The following is a 21,171-nucleotide window of genomic DNA, read 5'->3' on the forward strand; positions in this document are numbered from 1 at the left end:
AAATTAATACGTTTGTAAGTTTTTTAATCCAATCTTAGATAATCAATGACTGCTAAAGCAGTGTGATAGATAACCGTATTAGAGTTTTGATACGAATTGTTACATATTCGATTTTATTGTTGCTCCGATGAGGTTTATGATGGGATCAGCGAGCAGCTTATTATTAAGCTGCTTAAACGGTTTGTATTATCAACAATAATGATTTACGGGATTCCCATGAAAAAAATATCGCTCACTGCAGCAAGTATTGCACTTGCGCTGGGCCTAGTTGGCTGTGGTGAACAACAAGATGTTAAAGCGCCAGAAAGCAATGCTGTTAGTGAAGTGAAAACAGCTCTTAATTCAGGTATTGAATTAGCAAATATAGATAAGTCGGTCCGTGCACAGGATGATTTTTATTATCACGTTAATGGTCAATGGTTGGCGACGACTGAGATCCCTGGCGATAAATCAAATTACGGTTCATTCTCACAATTGTATGACGACTCGCAAGCCGCAATGAAAACAGTGCTTGAACAAGCGGCTGCTAATACAGCTGCTAAAGCCGGAACTGATGAATACAAGCTAGGTGCGTTCTTTAAGAGTTACATGAATGAAGCTAAGCGTGATGAATTAGGTATAACACCGCTAAATGGCCCGTTAACTGCTATTGATGGTGTTAAAAATAAGTCTGATTTAGTCGCACTTATGGCGCAAATACGTATTCAAGGTGGCGCGGTACCATTTGGTTGGTATGTAAATAATGATGCCAAGAACTCGAGTGAAAATGCATTATATGCGTATCAATCAGGCCTTGGCTTACCGGATCGTGATTATTATTTAAAAGATGACGAAAAATTCACTAAAATTCGTGCCGCGTACCAAGTTTACATTGCTGACGTTCTAAAACGCGCTGGTGTAGAAAAAGCCGATGAAGCTGCTAAAGCAATTATTGCACTTGAAACCAGTATTGCTGATGCACAGTGGACGCGTGTTGAAAGTCGTGATGCTACAAAGTCTTATAACAAAATGAGCGTGAGTGATGCAAGTAAGCTAACAGGTGAGTTTGACCTTGCTGAATACTTCAAAGCGTCTGGTGTAAATGTACAAGATATTATCGTCAGTCAGCCTAGCTACTTTGAAAAATTTGCCGATATTTATAAAACAACAGATCTTGAAACGTGGCAACAATACCTTAAATTTCATTTAGTAAGTAACTACGCTGGTATATTAGATAAAGATCTGGTTGATTTAAACTTTAACTTTTACAGCACCACATTACGCGGCGTAAAAGAGCAAACACCGCTTTGGAAACAAGCCGTGGATGCATCAAATGAAGTGTTAGGTGAAATTTTAGGAAAAGTGTACGTTAAAGACAATTTCCCGCCAGAAGCAAAAGCGCGCATGGAAGAGTTAGTTGATAACGTGATCAAAGGCTATGGCGTTGCGATTGAAAATCTTGAGTGGATGAGCCCTGAAACCAAGCTTGCTGCGAAAGAAAAGCTCGACAAATTTACCCCAAAAATTGGCTACCCTGATAACTGGAAAGACTATTCACAGTTAAGCATTAATGCGGATGATTTAGTTGGTAACTATATTCGCCATAGTGAATGGGCTTATGCTGATATGATTGACAAGCTAGGCAAGCCAGTGGATCGTTCTGAATGGCACATGACACCACAAACAGTAAATGCTTACTATAACCCGGTGAATAACGAAATTGTATTTCCTGCGGCAATTTTACAACCACCATTTTTTAACCTTGAAGCTGATGATGCGGTTAACTACGGTGCAATTGGTGCGGTAATTGGTCACGAGTTAGGGCATGGTTTTGATGACCAAGGTGCTAAGTATGATGGTGATGGTAATTTACGTGATTGGTGGAGCGAGTCAGACCTTAAACAGTTTGAAGAGCGCACTGGTCAGTTAGTTGCACAGTATAACGAGTATCAACCATTTGCAGATGCCAGCGTTAATGGTCAATTGACCTTAGGTGAGAATATTGGCGATTTAGGTGGCCTAACGGTTGCTTTCACTGCTTATCAGTTATCGCTAGGTGGCGATAAAGCGCCAGTGATTGATGGTTATACCGGTGATCAGCGCTTCTTTATGGGCTGGTCGCAAATTTGGCGTCGTAAATACCGTGACGAAGAGCTACGTAACCGCCTAATGACAGATCCGCATTCACCAAGCCATTACCGCGTGATCGGTATCTTGTCGAATATGCCTGAGTTTTATCAAGCATTTGACGTTAAAGAAGACGACAAAATGTATATCAAACCAGCTGATCGCGTAAAAATTTGGTAATTAGTTTTTATTAGTTTGATGATTAAACGGTGGCTTAGGCCGCCGTTTTTGTTTTGAAGGGGGAGTAAAAGGTTAAAGAGAAAGGGGCTAGGTGCTAGGGAAGTGACTAGGAGCGCGTTGCTCGAAGCCCATGGCATTTACCCTCATTGTCTTCTCTTTGTGCGTCAGCAAGCTTAACGCCTATGGTGTTAAAGTTTACTTTGATGTGTAGTTTATTACTTGTAGGCGAGTGGCTTGCCACCGCATTTTAAATGTGGCTTCGTGTTTGTGCGTCAGCAAGCTTAACGCCTACGGGAGTTAAGTTGTACTTTGATGTTTAATTAATAACTTGTAGGCGAGTGGCTTGCCACCGCATTTTAAATGTAGAACGGTGTTTGTGCGTCAGCAAGCTTAACGCCTACGGGTGTTGCATTTTACTCTGGTGTTTAATTAATTGCTTGTAGGCGAGTGGCTTGCCACCGCGTTTCAAAATGTGGCGTGGTGTTTGTGCGTCAGCAAGCTCAACGCCTACGGGTGTTAAAGTTTACTTTGATGTGTAATTAATCACTTGTAGGCGAGTGGATTGCCACCGCGTTTCAAAATGTGGCGTGGTGTTTGTGCGTCAGCAAGCTTAACGCCTACGGTGTTAAAGTTTACTTTGGTGTCTAATTAATCACTTGTAGGCGAGTGGCTTGCCACCGCGTTTCAAAATGTGGCGTGGTGTTTGTGCGTCAGCAAGCTTAACGCCTACGGGTGTTAAATTTTATCTCGGTGTTAAATTTACTTTGATGTGTAATTTATTACTTGTAGGCGAGTGGCTTGCCACCGCATTTCAAAATGTGGCGTGGTGTTTGTGCGTCAGCAAGCTTAACGCCTACGGGTGTTAAATTGTACTTTGGTGTTTAATTAATTACTTGTAGGCGAGTGGCTTGCCACCGCGATATTCAATATTGTTTCGGTGTTTATGCGTCAGCAAGCTTAACGCCTACGGGTGTTAAATTTTACTTTGATGTGTAATTTATTACTTGTAGGCGAGTGGCTTGCCACCGCGAAAGGTTAAAAAAGGTACTGGATGCTAGGGAAGTGACTAGGTGCTAGGCTAGAACCTATCCCCTAAAACCTAGCTCCTATAGCTAGATCTGGCGGTTGAAACTGGTAAACTCAGCTTTATTAAACGTTAAAGCTGATTAAAAATGAAAAAACATCATCTAAGTTTAGTCGTCCTCGCGGGTGGCTTGGGCTCTCGTTTTGGTGGCAATAAACAAATCGCTGAGATTGCTGGGTTGGGTTGTACCATTATGGAGTTGAGTATTGCTGATGCTGTTGCCGCAGGAGTAACTCAGGTTGTATTAGTGATCAATCAGACTGTGCGCAGCGAGATTGAGCAAGTGATTTTACCGCGCTTACCAACGGGGATTGATGTTGTGTTGGTTGAACAACGCATTGATTTAGTGCCAGAACAATTCCAATTACTTGCACAACAGCGAAGTAAGCCTTGGGGCACCGGGCATGCTTTATTATGCGCTAAAGATCATGTTCATAACCCCGCGATCGTCATCACAGCCGATGATTATTATGGCGCGTCGTCATTTTTATTACTCGCTGAACATTTTAAAAACCTGACTAGTTGGGCTATGGTGGGTTACCCAATTATTGATACTTTGTCAGATCAAGGAGGGGTGAATAGAGGCGTATGCCAAGTTAAAAATAACCAATTAATTGATGTTGTTGAGTATTTAAATATTCAGCACGAGAACGGTCAAATAATGGGTGACAATCCGCAGGGGCTCCGTGAGAAAATTGCCGTGGATGCGTTGGCATCAATGAGTTTTTGGGCAATTACGCCAACATTTTTTGACCGCCTAGAAGCAGGCTTTGACGAGTTTCTGCAAAAGTATGACAACGGTGTCAGAATGGAGTATTATTTACCCGATCAAGTTCAACAAGCGATCACATCTAATCAACAAATAGTTACCATATATACCGCAAAAGAGTCGTGGTATGGAGTGACTTATAAATCAGAATTACAGGATGTTACAGGTAAATTATATGAATTACGTCACGGATGAACTAGCCCCGATCTTGCCTTTTCCAGGGCACAACAATAGCGAAGTAAGTATGAAGTCAAATTCCATTGCGGTTTACTTGTCTGAGAGTTTTGGTCTTGGTAGTGAAAAAATCAGCATGAAGCCAATTGGTAGTGGTCACATAAATAGCACTATGTTATTAACTGCACCAAAAAAATCATTAGTTGTTCAAAAACTAAATACCGAGGTTTTTCCTGAACCAGACATGTTAGTTAAAAATGCTCGTTTAATTGAACGTCATTTAACTAAAAAACGTCAATTAGGCGAGTATGATTTAGCAATCATCCGCCATGTTCCTACAGTTGAAAATAACTATTTAGTTGATTGTGATAACGGTGTTTGGCGCGCACTCGAATTTATTGGCGGCAGTTATAGTGAAGATGTAGTTTTAAATACTTCACAAGCGCAAACTGCAGCCAATGCATTTGGTCAATTTGCTGTTGCTTTAGAAGATTTTGATGCCAAGCAACTACATCATGTTATTCCTGATTTTCATAATTTAGCGATGCGCGCTGAAAAGCTCAAAGCTGTGGTTGCAAAAGATCCACAGCAGCGCTTAGCCAGCTGCCAAGCTGACGTTGATTTTTGTTTCGCGCAATTTGGCTTAATTGATGAGCTTAAAGCATTGACGGGCATTGTACCGGTTCGACCATGTCATAATGATACTAAAATTAATAATATGCTGTTTTGTAATACATCAAATGATGCCAAAGCAGTGATTGATTTAGACACCTGTATGCCTGGTTATTGGTTGTATGATTTTGGTGATATGGTGCGTACTTTTTGCTCTCCTGAACAAGAAGATTCAACGGATTTAGCTAATGTATGTGTGCGTGAAGAGATTTTTGCAGCGGTAGTCAAAGGTTATGTAGAGCCTTTGAAAGACTTGATTACCGAACAAGAAAAACAAAGCTTTTGGTTAGGCACTAAAGTAATGACCTTTATGATTGGCCTACGTTTTTTAACTGATTACATTGACGGTGATCATTATTTTTCAATCAAGCATGCTAACCATAACTTAGAACGTGCGCAAAATCAGTTTGCTTTATATCGTGATATTCTCGCAAAAAAAACCACGCTTAAAGCCATTTTAAGAGATGTGTGATTTTTTCAGTTAAAGGGCTAGGTTGTAGGTTTTAGGGGGAAGTGAAATATCTTCTCACTAACACTCATTCACTTCTCTTTGTGCAAAAATGGTTTTCGTAGGAGCCGGCTTTAGCCGCGAACGAAAGATTTAAAAGATTCATTCACAAATAGGTTAAGAGGCGCGTTTAAAATTGCGCGAGGTAAACTCCTGCCTACGGGCTGGCATTGGTGCTGGGTTGTCGTAGGCGCGGTTTTACGCCGCGCGGCTTATAAAATTCATGGCTAAAGCCATTTCCTACATCGTCGATTGAGATTGGTTAAATACCAAGGGTTAAGGTTAATTCTAACCCCTTCTTTTCCTATGCTATCCATCCCCATCTGCTTTACCTCCCAAGCTGTTTTAGGTAAGTTAAAACTAGATTAGTTCTAGGATAATAATAATGAAGCAGTTTAATCGTCGAGATTTTTTAAAAGCCGCGAGTGCTACGGCAGCGGCTAGTGTGATTTCAGGATGTGCCACGGGTACTCAAAGTGGCGTTATTACTCCCCCAGCGCAAGGGCGCTCTGTAATTGGCCTTGTCGCGCCAAAAATGGATGTAGTACGGGTTGGGTTTATAGGCTTAGGGCAGCGTGGTTTTGGCCACGTAAAGCGTATGAGTCATATTGCTGGTACAGAAATTAAAGCAATATGTGATATCCATGACGAAGTATTACAGCGTTCAGCTAACTATCTCACTGACAAAGGGTTGGCTAAGCCTGCACTTTATACTGGCGCCGATAATGCCTATCAAGCAATGCTTAATCGCGATGATATTGATATTGTGATTATTTCTACGCCATGGTCGTGGCATGCACCGATGGCAATCGATACCATGAATAGTGGCAAGCATGCTTTTGTTGAAGTGCCATTAGCATTGACGGTTGAAGAAATGTGGCAACTAGTTGATACCGCTGAGCGCACGCAAAAGAACTGTATGATGATGGAAAATGTCAACTATGGTCGTGATGAGTTAATGGTATTGAATATGGTTCGCCAAGGCGTGTTTGGTGAGCTGCTACATGGTGAGGCGGCGTATATTCATGAATTACGTTGGCAAATGAAAGAAGTGGAGCATAAAACTGGTTCTTGGCGTACCGCTTGGCATGCAAAACGAAACGGTAATTTGTATCCAACGCACGGTTTAGGCCCTGTGTCACAATATATGAATATTAATCGCGGCGATCGATTTGATTTTTTAACCTCAATGAGTTCACCGGCACTGGGCCGTAGCGCCTATGCAAAGAAAGAATTTCCAGCCGATCATCAACGTAATCAGCTTAATTATATTGCTGGCGATATGAATACCACGCTTATCAAAACAGTAAAAGGGCGCAGTATTATGGTTCAACATGATACCACTACGCCACGGCCGTACTCGCGCCATAATTTAATTCAAGGCACTAACGGTGTGTTTGCTGGTTTTCCAAATCGTATTGCGCTGGAAGATGGTGGTTCGAAAAGTTTTCATGAGTGGGATTACGAAATGGCTGATTGGTATAAAAAATACGACCACCCACTGTGGACCAAAATGGGCGAAGAGGCAGAGCGTAACGGCGGCCATGGCGGCATGGACTTCTTAATGTTCTGGCGGATGATTTATTGTTTACGTAATGGTGAGGCGCTTGATCAAGATGTTTACGACGGCGCGGCTTGGTCTGTTATATCGCCGCTATCGGCACAGTCAGTTAGTAATCGTAGTGCGTCAATTGATATTCCAGATTTTACCCGCGGGGCATGGCAAAGTGCCAAACCGCTAGGAATAGTTGGTTAAATGCTAAGAGTTGCGCGAGGCAAACTCGCGCATATTGTGTTTTGCGTCAGCAAGCTTAACGCCTACGGGTGTTCACGTTTATCTCGGTGTTAAATTTACTTTGATGTTTAATTAATTACCTGTAGGCGAGCGGTTTGCCACCGCGTTTTAAAATGTGGCATGGTGTTGGTGCGTCAGCAAGCTTAACGCCTACGGGTGTTAAATTTTATCTCGGTGTTAAATTTACTTTGATGTTTAATTAATTACCTGTAGGCGAGTGGCTTGCCACCGCGTTTCAAAATGTGGTGTGGTATTTGTGCGTCAGCAAGCTCAACGCATACGGTGCTAAAGTTTATCTCGGTGTTAAATTTACTTTGATGTTTATTATTTACTTGTAGGCGAGCGGTTTGCCACCGCGTTTTAAAATGTGATGTGGTGTTGGTGCGTCAGCAAGCTTAACGCCTACGGTGTTAAGGTTTGCCTCGGTGTTAAATTTACTTTGATGTTTAATTACCTGTAGGCGAGTGGCTTGCCACCGCGTTTCAAAATGTGGTGTGGTATTTGTGCGTCAGCAAGCTTAAAGCCTACGGTGTTAAAGTTTACTTTGATGTGTAATTTATTACTTGTAGGCGAGTGGTTTGCCACCGCGTTTTAAAATGTGATGTGGTGTTGGTGCGTCAGCAAGCTTAACGCCTACGGTGTTTTAATTTGCTGCGAGGGAGGCTCTACTGCTTACTAAACGGTAACTGCCTATAAATAGCGGGTGTTTATACCCAGACTGAATATAGGCAATTTATTACTACACTAAATGTAGCTTATCGCATTATGCTTTCTTTAAGGTACTGAAATAGCTCTTTATAGCCTTTAGCTGGCTTTTCAATTTTTACTTCTTTTGCCGCATTACGCACCAATTGACGTAACTTTTGACGATCAATACTCGGGTATTGCTCAATGGTTTGATTGACTAAATCATCACCTTGGGCAATTAAATCATCGCGTAATTGCTCAATCTTTTTAATCATCACTTCGGCTTGATTATTTTTATTCAGCATAATGTCGATAATAGCGTTGATCTCTTCGATATTCTCAACGGTACGCAAAGTTTTTGCGATGTAATTTAAGTGACGACGATATGCATCACTTTTGTTACTGATTTTGTCTGCAACAACCATTGCCGCTTTTAAATCGTCATTTAAGGGTAAGCGCTCGCGCTGTTTTTTCCCCATTTTGGCAATTTCAGCACCTAACTGATGAAACTCTTGCGCTTCGCGCTTTAGCTCACTTTTTGATATATAGATAATTTCTTCTTCAATTTCAGCAGGCTTGCCTTTTTTCTTCGCCATGGGGTACTCATATGATAACGTTAACTGCAGTCATTATACCCAAACCACCTCAAGATGCGAGTTTCAGTTGGAGTTAAAAGCGATTTAGGCAAGGCATTGATTGCAAGTAATAGTGGTTCTATTGTTAAAATCAATAACGCAGTATAAATCGCTTTTAAACCAACCCGTTGGGCGTTTCACAGGCACTTACTCTCATCGTTGTTACTTCTTAAAAGGGACTGCCATTCTTGCAAAGTAACGCCTTGATATTAAGCCCCTGTGAAACGCTGAATTCTGTATCTTGAGGTGGCTTGGGTATATACGTGATTCTTTTAATGATTAATATTAGCTGATGCAATGCAGTGAGTGTGTTAGCATTTAAGTATTATGATTGCGCATGCAAAACGCTCCAAGCTCAGGACTAAAAATATGAAAAGCCAACAGCAAGATCCTATTTATACTCAAATTTCTCAAATAAAAGATGCCGTTGCAGAGGTTTTAGAGCACGCGAAAAAACTCGGTGCTACTGGCGCTGAAGCGGCGATGTCGAGCACCTCAGGTTTATCAGTTAGTACCCGCATGGGTGAAGTCGAGACCATTGAATTTAACCAAGATGGTGGGCTGGGGATCAGTGTGTACGTTGGTAATCACAAAGGCTCTGCGTCAACTGCTGATTTAAACCCAAAAACACTGCGTACAGTGGTAGAGAAAGCCATTGATATCGCCAAGTTTACTTCAGATGATCCACATAATGGCGTAGCCGATAAAGACCTACTTGAATTTGCCCCGCTTGATTTGAATTTATACCACCCGTGGGATGTCAGCCCTGAGCAGGGCATTGAATTGTGTCATGCTGCAGAGCAAGCGGCGCTAAATGCCGATGCACGTATTGTTAATTCAGATGGCGCCAGTTTTTCATCGCATCAAGGTTTACGCGTGTATGGTAATAGCCATGGCCTTATCACAGGTTACCCGCGTACTCGCCACAGCATTAGTACGATGGTGATTGGTAAAGATGGTGAGCAAATGCAGCGGGATTCAGCTTATACCGTAGCGCGAGACCAAGCTGGTTTGAAAGATGCTGCGGCAGTAGGTTTAGAGGCTGCGAGTGAAACTCTTGCTAAGCTCAATAGCAAAAAATTAGGTACCATGAAAGTCCCAGTTGTTTTTCGTGCAGATATCGCTAATTCATTGTTTGGTCACTTGGTGTCTGCAATAGGGGGGGGTGCGCTGTATCGTAAATCGAGCTTTTTGCTGGATAGCCTTGGCACGCAAGTATTTAATAAATGCGTTAATATTTCAGAGCGCCCGCATATTTTAAAAGGTTTAGCGTCTTCACCATTTGATAGTGAAGGGGTAAAAACCATCGACCGTGAAATCATTCAAGGCGGTGATCTGCAAACTTACTTATTAGCGAGTTACGCAGCCCGAAAAATGAATATGACACCTACCGGTCATGCTGGTGGTATTCATAACTGGTTAGTAGAACAAACTCATGCTGACTTAGCTGCGTTGTTAAAAACGATGGGCACTGGTTTATTGGTCACTGAATTAATGGGCCAAGGCGTTAATACCGTAACCGGTGATTACTCGCGTGGCGCTGCCGGTTTTTGGGTTGAGAATGGCGAAATACAATATCCTGTAAGCGAAATTACCATCGCTGGTAAACTGCAAGATATGTTTAAAGGCATTAGCGGCATAGGTGGTGACATAGAGCGCCGTGGTGGAATTCAAACCGGTTCGGTATTGATTGAACAAATGCAGATTGCGGGAAGTTAGGTTAAAGCTTTAAGTCTTAAGCTATAAGTTTTAATTTGCGTAGGCGCGGCATTATACCGCGCTGTTTTATTTAGACGTTAGATGGAGCTAGTCTCTGCCTTTAGCCTTTAACCTAGTACCTTTCACTTATTAAATTTTTTATAAAAAACACTTTACCTCAACGTTGCTTGAGGTTTTATTGTGGCTTTAATTACTTAAATAAAGGAACTTAATTATGTATTTAGAGCACGTAAATTTGGTAGTCGATGATGTTGAAGCTATGCTGCACTTTTATAAGGCGGCTTTTCCGTACTGGTCTATCAGAAGCCAAGGGGAAGGGGAGTGGCACGGTAAACCACGAAAATGGTTACACTTTGGCGATGATTTTCAGTATTTAGCATTGAGTGATCATGGTGAACAACACAACCGTGACTTAACCGGACATCAAGTTGGCTTAGCGCACTTTGCTTATGTTACGAATAATATTGCTGCAGTAATTTCGCGTTTAGAAAGCGCTGGTTACAGTATTGATAAGCCAGGTGCGGTAAATCCATTTCGTAAAAATGTGTATTTTATTGACCCCGCAGGGTTTGAAATAGAGTTTGTTGAATATTTAAGTGACATTCCTAGTGAGCGTAATAATGATTTATAACATTAGTTTCGCGTCAGCAAGCTCAACGCCTACAGGTGTTAACGGTAATCTCAGTGTTTAATTACTCACTTGTAGGCGAGTGGCTTGCCACCGCGATATTCAATATTGTTTCGGTGTTTTCGCGTCAGCAAGCTTAACGCCTACGGGTGTTAAGCTTTAACTGTGTTTTATCCATTAATGTTTATTGATATCTTGCCAACTGGTTTTAAGGCTGTTGGCGAATGAGACAAACTTTTCTTTAATGGTGCGCTTAATTTTAATTTCCACAGAGCCCAGAATAACTTTTCCTTCGATAGTAATGGTTGGCCCTTGGTGTTTATTCAGTGACACTGATTTGTTTTCAACACTACCAATAATACTGAACAGTTTTGATACAACATTGACGTGTTCTGGCACATAAATTTCATCATTGCCTAGTAAGCAATTGACATGGATGGTGATATTTTGATGCTGAAATATGGCGTCAGTGAAATCAAGTTCAATAGATCCAAGTAAGTTCGTCAGGTGGATTTCTTTTGGTACTACCCATTGCCCACTGCGCTCGTTTGATCCTAAGATACTTCGCAAGTGCAATGTTTCATCGCTGCTTTTATTACTATAGTTTGGGCTAAACTGCGCACGTTTTTCCCACTGGTAATTACTATCGGTTGTTAATTCTAGGTCACTTACCAAATCAATTAAGCTTTGGTTATCTTTCGCAGCCATTGCCTGATCTAATCGACGCTCAAAAGCATCAGCTGAAATAACAGCATGACTGTAGTTATATATTAATTGATCAATAACTTGTTCACGCACTTGCTCAATTGGGCGATCTTCTAATTTTACAGTCATGATGTATTCCTTATAAGTGATGCTGTTGGTGTATTTTACGATTGCTCGGTACTGCAATAGTTAAAGCAAAGCTTAGGCCATTTATTAATTAGCTTAGTAATCAATAATTTAAATTTATTTTCGTTAGGTGCGTTTGTTATATTAACGACAGATTAACGAATAATGCTATTAAATGGTTAATTTTGCAACGACCAGAATAAATTACCGAGCAGTCTGTAAATAATTACCAATACTAAAGCTAGTGCTATATGAAATTAAGTTTAAGCGATTGATTTTAAATGCTTTAAAAGTTGGCTTGATGTTCGCATTAATCATATTGTCTTTAATCAAAAGGAGAAAGATTATGAAAACATTTAACAAATCTATTATTGCAGCGTTAGTTCTTGGTACAACCGCTATGGGTGCTCAAGCAAATAGCTGGGAAAATGAAAGTAAAGATGCTTGGATTGATGGTAAGGCAGAAACGGTTCTGTTAATGAACACTAACTTAAACAACTTTGACATTAACACTGATGTAAAAAATGGCAAGGTTGTACTAACTGGTAAAGTTGAAAGTGAGCTTGATAAAGAGCTAGCGGAAGAGCTTATCTTAAGTCTAGATGGTGTAACTGATGTTGATAACGAGCTAACGGTCGTTAAAAACACGGATACAAAAAGCAAGAAGATGAAATCAGATAGCACAGAAAGTGATTTAACGGATGCTAAAATTACTACCGTTATTACAACACGCTATTTGTTTAACTCTGAAGTAGGCGGTACGGATATTGACGTAGATACCGATAAAGGTGTGGTAACGCTAAATGGTACTGTTGGTTCGGATGCTGAAAAACAGCTAGCGGTGAAAATTGCTAAGAATGCTGAAGATGTTCGCGATGTAGTTGATAACTTAACTATTGTAGCTGAATAATCTATAAGCCACGAATGCCCAGTTATGCTGGGCTTTCTTATACAAATTTCAGGGAGTGAGAGTCATGGATTTAATACGAATTATATTTTCAGTGCTTATTCCACCACTTGGTGTATTTTTACAAGTCCTAAATTCGGGTAATAAGTGCAATTTCTCAGATTAGATGTCCAGTGGTTATAATTTGACTGCTTTCTCGCCAAAGGAAATTGCTTTAATGAAATATAAACAGCTGACACAAGAAAGATACCAGATTTACGCGTTAATAAAAGCAGGAAATAACCAAAAACAGATAGCTGATGAACTAACTCGTTCACCGTCATCTATCTCTAGAGAGTTAAAACGCAATAAAGGACTTAAAGGCTATCGGCCTAACCAAGCCAATAATTTTGCTGAACAAAGAGGCAAGTCATCTTTCAAAGCAAGTAAGTTAACAGAGACGTTACTGACTAGATTAATAAATTGTTGCATGACGGACTTTCGCCAGAGCAGGTGGCAGGCCGCTTAGCTTTAGAGAAAAAGGTCGTTTTACATCATGAAACGATTTATCAATATATTTACAGAGACAAGGCCCGTGGTGGGGAGCTACATAAGACACTCACTCGTGCATGTAAAAAGTATAAAAAACGCTATGGAAGCTATGATAAACGCGGACACATAGTTAATCGAGTCAGTATTGATGAACGCCCACGTATTGTGGATTCAAAGTCTAGGATTGGTGATTGGGAGGGTGACACAGTGATTGGCAAAGGGCGTAAAAATGCCTTTGTCACAATGGTTGAACGTAAAACGTTATATACAGTCGTTCACAGAATTGAAAGCAAGCATGCGAAAATAACAGCCGATGCGCTGATCAAGTGTATGACACCATATAAAGGTAGGGTTATTACCGTGACTTTAGATAATGGAAAAGAGTTTGCTCACCATGAGCATATTGCACAATGTTGTGGTCAACTAATTCCGGACAGTAAATTAAGTTTTTCTTCTGCTTAGCAGGGGCAACCATTTGGTTGTGGCTATGTGGCCTGGCCAGTTATAATAATTCATTAAATAATAGCTAATATCTTTTTCAGCTTCTTGGTAATTACTATAACCTAACGAAGGAACCCATTCCGTTTTTAAGCTTCTAAATAGGCGCTCCATCGGGGCATTATCCCAGCAATTTCCTCGGTGGCTCATACTTTGTTCTATACGGTAACGCCACAGCCTTTGTTGAAACCTTTTTGCGCTGTACTGACTGCCTTGGTCTGAATGAAATATCAGCTCAGGTGGCTTGCCTCGTTGCTCGTATGCTCTATCTAATGCTTTAATAACTAAGTCAGTATCAGGCTTATCTGACATTGCCCAGCCAACCACACGACGAGCAAATAAGTCGATAATAACAGCCAGATAAGACCATTTATTACCTGTCCAAATATACGTAATATCCCCACACCAAACTTGGTTTGGGCCATCAACGTCAAACTCACGGTTAAGTATGTTTGGAATATCTAGCCGCTCCACCGTCGCTAATTTATATGAATGAGGCCCTGGTTGTTTGCATACCAATCCCAAGTCACGCATGATGCGGCGTACCTTAAAGATACCAATAGGTAAGCCAGCGTCGTTTAGCATCGCCACTAATGTGCGGCTACCAGCAGCTCCACGACTGAGTGAGAATAACTCACTAATCGTTGACCTAAGCTGCACCTCTTCAAGCTTAATTGATGCCACACGCTGCTTAAAATCATAATAACTAGAACGCGGAACATCAAACACGCTACAGACCATTTCTAAAGACTCATGCTCACTTAAATGGCCTATCAACGAATATTGTTCATCTCGTCTGACATTAAGAGAGCGGCAATTTTTTTAAAATTGCTTTTTCTCTTTCAAGTCGATTAATTTTAGCTTCAAGCTCCTGAATTTTAAGCTGTTCAGGAGTAAGAGCTTTAGAGTTTGGTGTTGTGCCACCACGCTCATCTTGTAATTGTTTAACCCAGCGACGAAGCGCTGTTTCACCGACTTCTAGTGAGCGAGCAGCTTCAGGGAATGAGTATCCTTCATCAAGGACTAATTTTGCTGAATCAAGTTTAAATTCTTGAGAAAAAGAGCGACGTTGTTTTGTCATAGAACACCTCAGTTTGAGTGGTAATAATACCACCTAAATTGGTGTCCGGTTTCATTGAATCACAACACAAAAATTAGAAGCTGATGTGTATTTCGCTCACCCATATTCATCATGGGAGCGGGCATAAATGAGAATACCAACGGTTTACTTAGACGCTTCTTACCCAAGGGAACTGATTTTATGGCGCTAAGTGAAGCAGAAATGCAGGCGGCAGTAGATAAGCTCAACCATCGGCCAAGAAAAACAAGAAGGTATAAAACCCCTCATGAATTATTTACGGGGTAATCAGAAGTGCTGGTTGCTGCATAATGATTGCATTTAATACTTGAATTCAAAAGTAATTACCCTTTAGATGTGAAAAAAATAAAATGTTGAGAAAGTAACCTGAAAGCCGCTAAATAGCGGCTTTTTTGTTTTCAGCCCCTAAACCACCTACTTCAGTAGGTGGTTATCATCAAATAGGCTTTGCCTGTAAAAAGTACTCATGTTAATTCCTTAGTTGATTTTTAGCGAAGTCACAAAAGGAAAAAACATGAGTAGATACGAGAAAGCATCGCATGTGTATTGGCGATGTCAATATCATATAGTTTGGACACCTAAATATAGATTTAGGATCCTTAAAAATAAAATAGGTAGGGATGTCTACAGGTGCATTCAGGTTTATTGTGAACAGCTTGGGTGCAAAGTTGTTGAGCTGAATGTACAAATAGATCACGTACACTTAGTAGTAAAAGTGCCGCCAAAGCTGTCAATTTCAAAGTTAATGGGCGTATTGAAAGGTAAAATAGCGTTAAAAATGTTTAGTAAATATCCGTACTTAAGAAAGAACAAGCTATGGGGTAATCATTTTTGGCAGCGAGGATACTTTGTTGATACGCTAGGCATAAACGAAGAAATAATACGAAGATATGTCAGGCATCAGCAGAAGGAGGAGAGACAAGAGCAAGCTCAGTTAACTCTGGAGTAAACAACGCCCCCTTTTAGGGGGCTAATTCAAAGCCACCATCTTTAGAAGGTGGATCTTTTACTTTTATAGTGTGCTGTAGTCTGAATATTACAAAATAGTAAGAGCAGGTGAATAGAGGGAGCTGACCGCTATTTTTCTTTTATGTTGGAGTTTTTTAGTTAACAGCTATCAAATGCTATGGAGTGAGAGTTATTTTTATTTAGAACGTGTACTGTCCTAGGTCTCTAAAAAAGCGTCAGTTTTGGCTTTGTTACTATATTTATAGCATTTAAAACCATCTTTAATCATGCTGTAGCCTTGTGTTTATAAGGATCTTGAACAACACTTTAGCTATTCATACAAATAGCGTAACAGCCATGGTGACTCAATTTAAAAATGCACAAGTACGGATGCTAAGTATTTATGTGATTGCTTTTATGCTTTTACTAACAGTATTTAATCTCTTGTTAGGTGAGATATTGCATCAAAAAGTACACATCACTGGGAGTCAATTAGCTAAGCAAGTCTATAGCCTCAAACTAAAACCAATTGCAGATAAAGAGATCATTGCCGCACTTGCTCAAAGTCATGGTTTTATGCTTGAGTCAGCCCATGAGTCGTTTCACTTTTCTGCTTTTATGACCCAAGATAGTGATATCTTTAAATATAAAACAGTTAGTTTAAAGCTTTATCATTTGCCTTTTTGGGTTGTAGAAAGTCCGCTATTTATTTTATTAAATCTAGTGATGATTGGCGCTGCTATTTGGAGTTATCGCTGGTGGCGTCTGCTATTTAAACAGCGCGATGGCGTAGATTCAATTGCATTATTAACTGGTAGTAAAGTATCAAGCAGCCAACAAGCGCCTAAAGATGTGGTTAAATTAGCACTAAATGATATTGCAATTAATAGTACAAAAGTACTTACAGCAAAGCGTAAATTAAGTTCCGCAGACGATGTTGCAATTACCGCAATGTACGGTATCCAAAATAATCATAACCACCTTTTTGCTTTACTTTATTGGACACGGCCATTTCCAGATAACGTTGATTTAGAAAGCCACTTTAAACTTATTGTAATCAAAGGTTTTAAAGAGTTATCTCGGGTATCAGTTAAGTTGTTATCTTCAGGAGGTCTGGCAATTACCTTGGAGAATATACCTCAACCTGATATCGATGCTTACACTAAGCGCTTGCATCAAATTATTTATCAGGCTTCTTTGCTTTATCGCGGTGATTTGTCTCGTAAAGAAATTAAAATAGGCGTATGTAATTACCGCGATGGTGCCGATCAAACTGTGGTTTATCAGTTAACTAAATCAGCACTCGCATTAGCAAAACAAAGTCCATGGCAGCATACTCATCGGGTACCGTTTAACCATACGCGTTCAACGGTGCTGGCAAATAGCGATGAGAACTTAGCTGATTACATTAGCAAAAAGAAATTTATGTTGTTTTTTCAGCCGCTATTTGAGTTCGCCAGTGGTGATATTTTACAGCATGAAGCTTTGATCCGGGTTCGTCATAAGTCTTTAGGGATGCTTTCTGCTAAGCAATTTATTCCTCAACTAAAAAATGATTCAGCGATTGTTTTATTGGATAAAACAGTATTGGATCAAGTTGTTAAGTTATTAGAAAGTGAAACAAGTGCGTTAACTGTGAGTATTAACTTACACGCATTTAATTGGTTTTCTGATGACTATTGGCGCTGGTTTGGGCAGAGGATGAAAAATGTAAAAGGCGCTGATAAACTACAGTTTGAGATATCGGAGGTGGATTTTTATCAACATCAACAGCGATTGAATTTTGCTTTTAGTACAATTAAATCAGTGGGGAGCTCAGTATCAATTGATAATGTTTCATCGCACGATAAAATCGCTTTATTAGCGCCTTATAAAGGGATCAAAGGACTCAAGCTTAGCTATGATTTAATCCACGACATTGATAAAAATGTAACGCAGCAAAAAGTGGTGCGCCAAATTGTAGCCAGTGCAGAGCGAGTGAACTTACCCGTATACGGTGTTGGTGTTGAGACGCAGCAAGAGCTCAATATGCTTAAAAAACAGGGCGTCATTGGCGCGCAAGGATTTTATTTTACGGAGCCTTTGCAAGAGTTTACTAATGTAATGGTTAATTAATCTATTAACTGGCGGTAACGCAGTCCATCTAAGCCTTGCAGACCGCCGGTATGAATCGCAACTATCCTGCTACCTGCTGGAAAGTAGCCTTGTGCGATTAATTGCCATAATGCATACATCATTTTTCCTGAATAAATAGGCTCAAGTGGTAATTTATGTTGGGTTTGCATCATTTGGCAAAACTGCCAAAGTTTAGGGCTAAATTTACCATAGCCGCCATCATGAAACGCGGTGAGTAATTGCCAGTTTTGCTGCTGCGTAGCAATTGCACTAAGAGATTTGATTTCATCCACTAGATAATCTGCTTGCTTTAATACCGCAACCCCTAAAACCTGAGTGGTCTTATCGCAGCCTTCAATCAGTCCTGCTAATGTGCCGCCACTACCGGTTGGGCATAAAACATAATCAGTGTGAGGTAATGATTGAGCGAGTTCTCTACAACCTAGCAAGGCGGCTTTATTAGTGCCACCTTCCGGTAATATATATCCATTGGGGAAATATGCTTGTAACTGAGCTAGGTAATCTGGAGTATTTCGCTCTCGGTATTCTATACGTGTTACAGGGTGAAGCTGCATACCGCATTGCTTAGCAAACTGTAAGGTGGGGTTGTGTCGATCAAGTTCAGGGCCGCGAATAATGCCGTGGGTTTTTAAGTTGAATTGCTTTCCTGCAGCAGCACAGGCATGAATATGATTTGAAAAAGCACCGCCAAAAGTAACTAATTCTGTTTTACCCTCTGTTTTCATTGCAGTTAAGTTATATTTTAATTTTCGCCATTTATTGCCGCTTATTAACGGATGCAGAAGATCGTCACGTTTTATCGATAAAGATATTCTTTGTTCACTCAGCATCGAACAAGTGATTTTTTGCAGTGGAGACTCAGGGATTAAATTCACAGTTGCAACTTAAAATAAATGGGCCATAAGTTTAACAAATTAGCCATGAACAAGAAAAGGGGCTATTTTCATACTATGTGATGGTAATTTACTGGCATGAAGTACGGTAATAGTTGTAAACTCAGATAATTTTTGAACAAAGCTTGTGTTTTGCCTTGCAAGTACATAGCATAAGAGTTTAATTATAAAAAATAAATAATGACCAAATAATTGCCGCTTTTTGGGAATGGAATATATGCGAATTGCTCCTTTATCTCTGTTAATTTCAGCTAGTTTGTTTGCATCGAGTGCATTTGCACAAGATACAGCCACAGTTACTGGAATTGAATCTGAGATCAGTATTAAACAAGCTGAATACGATAACGCTACACAGATACTTGAAAAACATTTAAAAGAAGAAAGTCAGTTACAAAGTCAACTTGATTTATTACGCACTCGTTCGACTGAGCTGGACAAAGAAAAAAATCAAGCACTTGATGCCATGAATGAAATGTATCGTCGTTTAATTGATGATCCCACTATTGATATAAGTGCTGCACAGGCGCGATATCAGCAAGCTGTGGTTGATCATAAGCAAAATAAAGACGATATCGCGATGCAGTTGGCGGCAATTGCATCCCACCGCAAAGACATTGAACAAATTCGCGTAGCAAAACATACTCAGTTAAATACACTCGAAAGCTTAAAAGAACAATTAACAACAGCCCGAGTTGAGCGCTTACGCAATGAGTTTACCCGCGAAGGGACGCTAGAAGTTAATCACACTATCAACTGTAAACGAACAGAAACATTGGCAGCCTGTGAGCAACGAGGCCAGCAAATGGGCTTACAAAAAGCAACCAAGCGTTTTGTAGACCAAATTTTTGCTAACTTAACTGAAGAGCGCCTAGTTGAACCCAAACGTAATATGGCTGGTGCACAAGTACAGGTTTTAAGTAGTCATGTAGTTAATAGTGCTTTTAGCGGTCAAGGCAATTATAACGTTAACTTAAGCGTCACTATGCGCGGTGATGTGAATAGCAGCCGCTTATGTAATTTATTGAGTGTTGATAATCGCTATTGTTCAGAGTACGGCACGCCGCTAACGGCAACCTATCAAACTCGGTATGACACTACTTTTACTGATAGTCAGTTAACATTCAGTGATGGTCAGGATAATGCCAACGTTTCGGTGTCACGCTTGAGTGAACAACCAATACGTGATTATTCAGTCAAACCAATGCCAACGGTTAATACACAAGTCGTTGATAGTAATAAAATGATTGAATTTACACTGCGTTCAAACGTATACGACGACGAAGTGTTTATTGATGGCGTAAGTTTTGGTTCAACACGTTTAGCAACGACTTTACCAAGTGGTATTCATGATGTTGAAGTTCGCAAGCAGGGTTATAAACCTTATCGCGTGCGTGTTGATTTACGAAAGCCGCAGACGATTCATGCTAAGTTGGTAAAAAAGCCTGAGTCGATTGCTGCACCGACATACACCAGCGAGCAACGTAATACGACATCAGTAACTAGTGCAGCTATAGGCAATGCTGCCGCTGACGTGGTAGTTATTCCCGCAGGTAAGTTTGAAATGGGTGATATCAATGGCAATGGACTTGCAAATGAGCGTCCAGTTGTTGAAAAAACCATTGCAAACTCATTTGCGATGCAAAATAAAGAAGTGACAGTCGGTGCTTATCAAAAGTTCGTCAGCAACACTAACTATAAAACTGAAGCTGAGCGTAATCGTGGCTGTGCTTATTATTTAAATGGCGAACCGGTCTGGGAAGCAAATTTAAATTGGCGTAATCCAGGTTTTGAGCAAGGCAGTGATTTTCCAGCAGTGTGCTTAACCTACAACGATGCGAAAGCATACGCTGATTGGTTGTCTGGTCAAACAGGTCAACAATATCGTTTACCTAATGAGGTTGAGTGGGAGTATGCAGCACGCGCTGGTACTAAAACTGAATACCCGTGGGGGAATGAGATAGGTAAAAATTTAGCCAATTGTGGTTGGTGTGGTAGTGAGTGGTCAAATAAAAGTGCATCGCCAACAGGCTCGTTTGCACCTAATGCGTTTGGTCTCTACGACACAGTAGGAAATGTATGGGAATGGACTCATAAGTCAGCTGAACAAGCGGATGTTACTGTCCGTGGTGGTGCGTGGAATTTCGCGCCTAGCTTAGCTCGTGCTTCAACTCGTTTGATTTTAGCGCCAGATTTTCGTGCAAACTATATTGGTTTTCGTCTAGTACGCGAACGATAAAATTAATTTAAAAAGGAAGCATAGCTTCCTTTTTTACCCAATTAACAAAGGTAGCTGCACTTTTATTGCCGAACTGATTCAGCATGGTAAAGTTGCATAAGCTAATATAAGAATATTTTTCAAAGGTCATCCAGC

The 21,171-nt window shown here is 40.5% G+C and carries 14 protein-coding genes and 2 pseudogenes; 12 read left to right on the plus strand and 4 right to left on the minus strand.

Features of this window, described 5'->3' with window-relative positions:
- Positions 1-216: 216 nt before the first annotated feature.
- From PVK79_RS03350 to PVK79_RS03365, 4 genes are all read left to right on the plus strand, one after another.
- Positions 217-2,286, plus strand: a complete 2,070-nt coding sequence (locus PVK79_RS03350; RefSeq protein ID WP_257325302.1) for a M13 family metallopeptidase — start codon at positions 217-219, stop codon at positions 2,284-2,286.
- A gap of 1,172 nt (positions 2,287-3,458) precedes the next feature.
- A complete protein-coding gene (locus tag PVK79_RS03355) occupies positions 3,459-4,334 on the plus strand; it encodes an NTP transferase domain-containing protein (RefSeq protein ID WP_257325303.1) in 876 nt (291 codons plus the stop codon).
- A gap of 49 nt (positions 4,335-4,383) precedes the next feature.
- Positions 4,384-5,457 (plus strand): phosphotransferase enzyme family protein, encoded by a 1,074-nt coding sequence (locus PVK79_RS03360; RefSeq protein ID WP_149980682.1) that lies wholly within the window; start codon positions 4,384-4,386, stop codon positions 5,455-5,457.
- A gap of 421 nt (positions 5,458-5,878) precedes the next feature.
- On the plus strand, positions 5,879-7,249 hold the full coding sequence (locus PVK79_RS03365) for a Gfo/Idh/MocA family protein (RefSeq protein ID WP_257325304.1): 1,371 nt from the start codon (positions 5,879-5,881) through the stop codon (positions 7,247-7,249).
- 794 nt (positions 7,250-8,043) lie between these two features.
- Here the strand turns inward: PVK79_RS03365 and yjgA are convergent.
- Complete coding sequence (gene yjgA, locus PVK79_RS03370) at positions 8,044-8,571, minus strand: ribosome biogenesis factor YjgA (protein ID WP_182732384.1); 528 nt, start codon at positions 8,569-8,571, stop codon at positions 8,044-8,046.
- Positions 8,572-8,979: 408 nt separating this feature from the next.
- On the opposite strand from yjgA, the gene pmbA reads away from it, so the two are divergent.
- Positions 8,980-10,329: a metalloprotease PmbA gene (gene pmbA / locus PVK79_RS03375; protein WP_257325305.1), complete on the plus strand. Its 1,350-nt coding sequence runs from the start codon at positions 8,980-8,982 to the stop codon at positions 10,327-10,329.
- A 214-nt stretch (positions 10,330-10,543) separates the two neighbouring features.
- Positions 10,544-10,960 (plus strand): VOC family protein, encoded by a 417-nt coding sequence (locus tag PVK79_RS03380; RefSeq protein ID WP_149980586.1) that lies wholly within the window; start codon positions 10,544-10,546, stop codon positions 10,958-10,960.
- A gap of 174 nt (positions 10,961-11,134) precedes the next feature.
- Here PVK79_RS03380 and PVK79_RS03385 read toward each other — a convergent pair whose 3' ends face one another.
- Entirely contained in the window at positions 11,135-11,791 is a 657-nt protein-coding gene (locus PVK79_RS03385; protein ID WP_145236722.1) for a LiaF domain-containing protein, read from the minus strand.
- A 343-nt stretch (positions 11,792-12,134) separates the two neighbouring features.
- Here PVK79_RS03385 and PVK79_RS03390 point away from each other — a divergent pair, with 343 nt between their 5' ends.
- The 3 genes and pseudogenes from PVK79_RS03390 to PVK79_RS03400 all read left to right on the plus strand — a co-directional run.
- Positions 12,135-12,698 (plus strand): BON domain-containing protein, encoded by a 564-nt coding sequence (locus PVK79_RS03390; protein WP_145236725.1) that lies wholly within the window; start codon positions 12,135-12,137, stop codon positions 12,696-12,698.
- Positions 12,699-12,912: 214 nt separating this feature from the next.
- Positions 12,913-13,203, plus strand: a complete 291-nt coding sequence (locus PVK79_RS03395; RefSeq protein WP_257325306.1) for a helix-turn-helix domain-containing protein — start codon at positions 12,913-12,915, stop codon at positions 13,201-13,203.
- Positions 13,188-13,586: pseudogene (locus tag PVK79_RS03400) on the plus strand (IS30 family transposase); the annotation flags it as partial. The gene PVK79_RS03395 and the pseudogene PVK79_RS03400, both read left to right, overlap by 16 nt.
- A 59-nt stretch (positions 13,587-13,645) precedes the next feature.
- Here PVK79_RS03400 and PVK79_RS03405 read toward each other — a convergent pair.
- Positions 13,646-14,805 (minus strand): annotated as a pseudogene (locus PVK79_RS03405) (IS3 family transposase).
- Positions 14,806-15,337: 532 nt separating this feature from the next.
- Between PVK79_RS03405 and tnpA the strand changes: the two are divergent.
- Positions 15,338-15,772, plus strand: coding sequence for an IS200/IS605 family transposase (gene tnpA, locus PVK79_RS03415; protein WP_257325307.1), 435 nt, complete (start codon positions 15,338-15,340; stop codon positions 15,770-15,772).
- A gap of 314 nt (positions 15,773-16,086) precedes the next feature.
- The gene (locus PVK79_RS03420) at positions 16,087-17,886 is read left to right on the plus strand and encodes an EAL domain-containing protein (protein ID WP_257325308.1); all 1,800 of its coding nucleotides are present in this window, start codon (positions 16,087-16,089) and stop codon (positions 17,884-17,886) included.
- Here the strand turns inward: PVK79_RS03420 and PVK79_RS03425 are convergent.
- Positions 17,883-18,737, minus strand: a complete 855-nt coding sequence (locus PVK79_RS03425; RefSeq protein WP_182779148.1) for a 1-aminocyclopropane-1-carboxylate deaminase/D-cysteine desulfhydrase — start codon at positions 18,735-18,737, stop codon at positions 17,883-17,885. The two genes, PVK79_RS03420 and PVK79_RS03425, sit on opposite strands and share 4 nt — an antisense overlap.
- 280 nt (positions 18,738-19,017) lie before the next feature.
- On the opposite strand from PVK79_RS03425, the gene PVK79_RS03430 reads away from it, so the two are divergent.
- Positions 19,018-21,036, plus strand: coding sequence for an SUMF1/EgtB/PvdO family nonheme iron enzyme (locus PVK79_RS03430; RefSeq protein ID WP_145238584.1), 2,019 nt, complete (start codon positions 19,018-19,020; stop codon positions 21,034-21,036).
- The last annotated feature ends 135 nt before the right edge of the window (positions 21,037-21,171 follow it).

This window comes from Pseudoalteromonas rhizosphaerae, assembly GCF_028885455.1.
Taxonomy (GTDB): Bacteria; Pseudomonadota; Gammaproteobacteria; order Enterobacterales; family Alteromonadaceae; genus Pseudoalteromonas; species Pseudoalteromonas rhizosphaerae.

Coding starts and splice junctions, on each gene's coding strand:
- PVK79_RS03350 (WP_257325302.1), top strand. CDS start 217: ATGAAAAAAATATCGCTCACTGCAGCAAGTATTGCACTTGCGCTGGGC.
- PVK79_RS03355 (WP_257325303.1), top strand. CDS start 3,459: ATGAAAAAACATCATCTAAGTTTAGTCGTCCTCGCGGGTGGCTTGGGC.
- PVK79_RS03360 (WP_149980682.1), top strand. CDS start 4,384: ATGAAGTCAAATTCCATTGCGGTTTACTTGTCTGAGAGTTTTGGTCTT.
- PVK79_RS03365 (WP_257325304.1), top strand. CDS start 5,879: ATGAAGCAGTTTAATCGTCGAGATTTTTTAAAAGCCGCGAGTGCTACG.
- yjgA (WP_182732384.1), bottom strand. CDS start 8,571: ATGGCGAAGAAAAAAGGCAAGCCTGCTGAAATTGAAGAAGAAATTATC.
- pmbA (WP_257325305.1), top strand. CDS start 8,980: ATGAAAAGCCAACAGCAAGATCCTATTTATACTCAAATTTCTCAAATA.
- PVK79_RS03380 (WP_149980586.1), top strand. CDS start 10,544: ATGTATTTAGAGCACGTAAATTTGGTAGTCGATGATGTTGAAGCTATG.
- PVK79_RS03385 (WP_145236722.1), bottom strand. CDS start 11,791: ATGACTGTAAAATTAGAAGATCGCCCAATTGAGCAAGTGCGTGAACAA.
- PVK79_RS03390 (WP_145236725.1), top strand. CDS start 12,135: ATGAAAACATTTAACAAATCTATTATTGCAGCGTTAGTTCTTGGTACA.
- PVK79_RS03395 (WP_257325306.1), top strand. CDS start 12,913: ATGAAATATAAACAGCTGACACAAGAAAGATACCAGATTTACGCGTTA.
- tnpA (WP_257325307.1), top strand. CDS start 15,338: ATGAGTAGATACGAGAAAGCATCGCATGTGTATTGGCGATGTCAATAT.
- PVK79_RS03425 (WP_182779148.1), bottom strand. CDS start 18,737: ATGCTGAGTGAACAAAGAATATCTTTATCGATAAAACGTGACGATCTT.
- PVK79_RS03430 (WP_145238584.1), top strand. CDS start 19,018: ATGCGAATTGCTCCTTTATCTCTGTTAATTTCAGCTAGTTTGTTTGCA.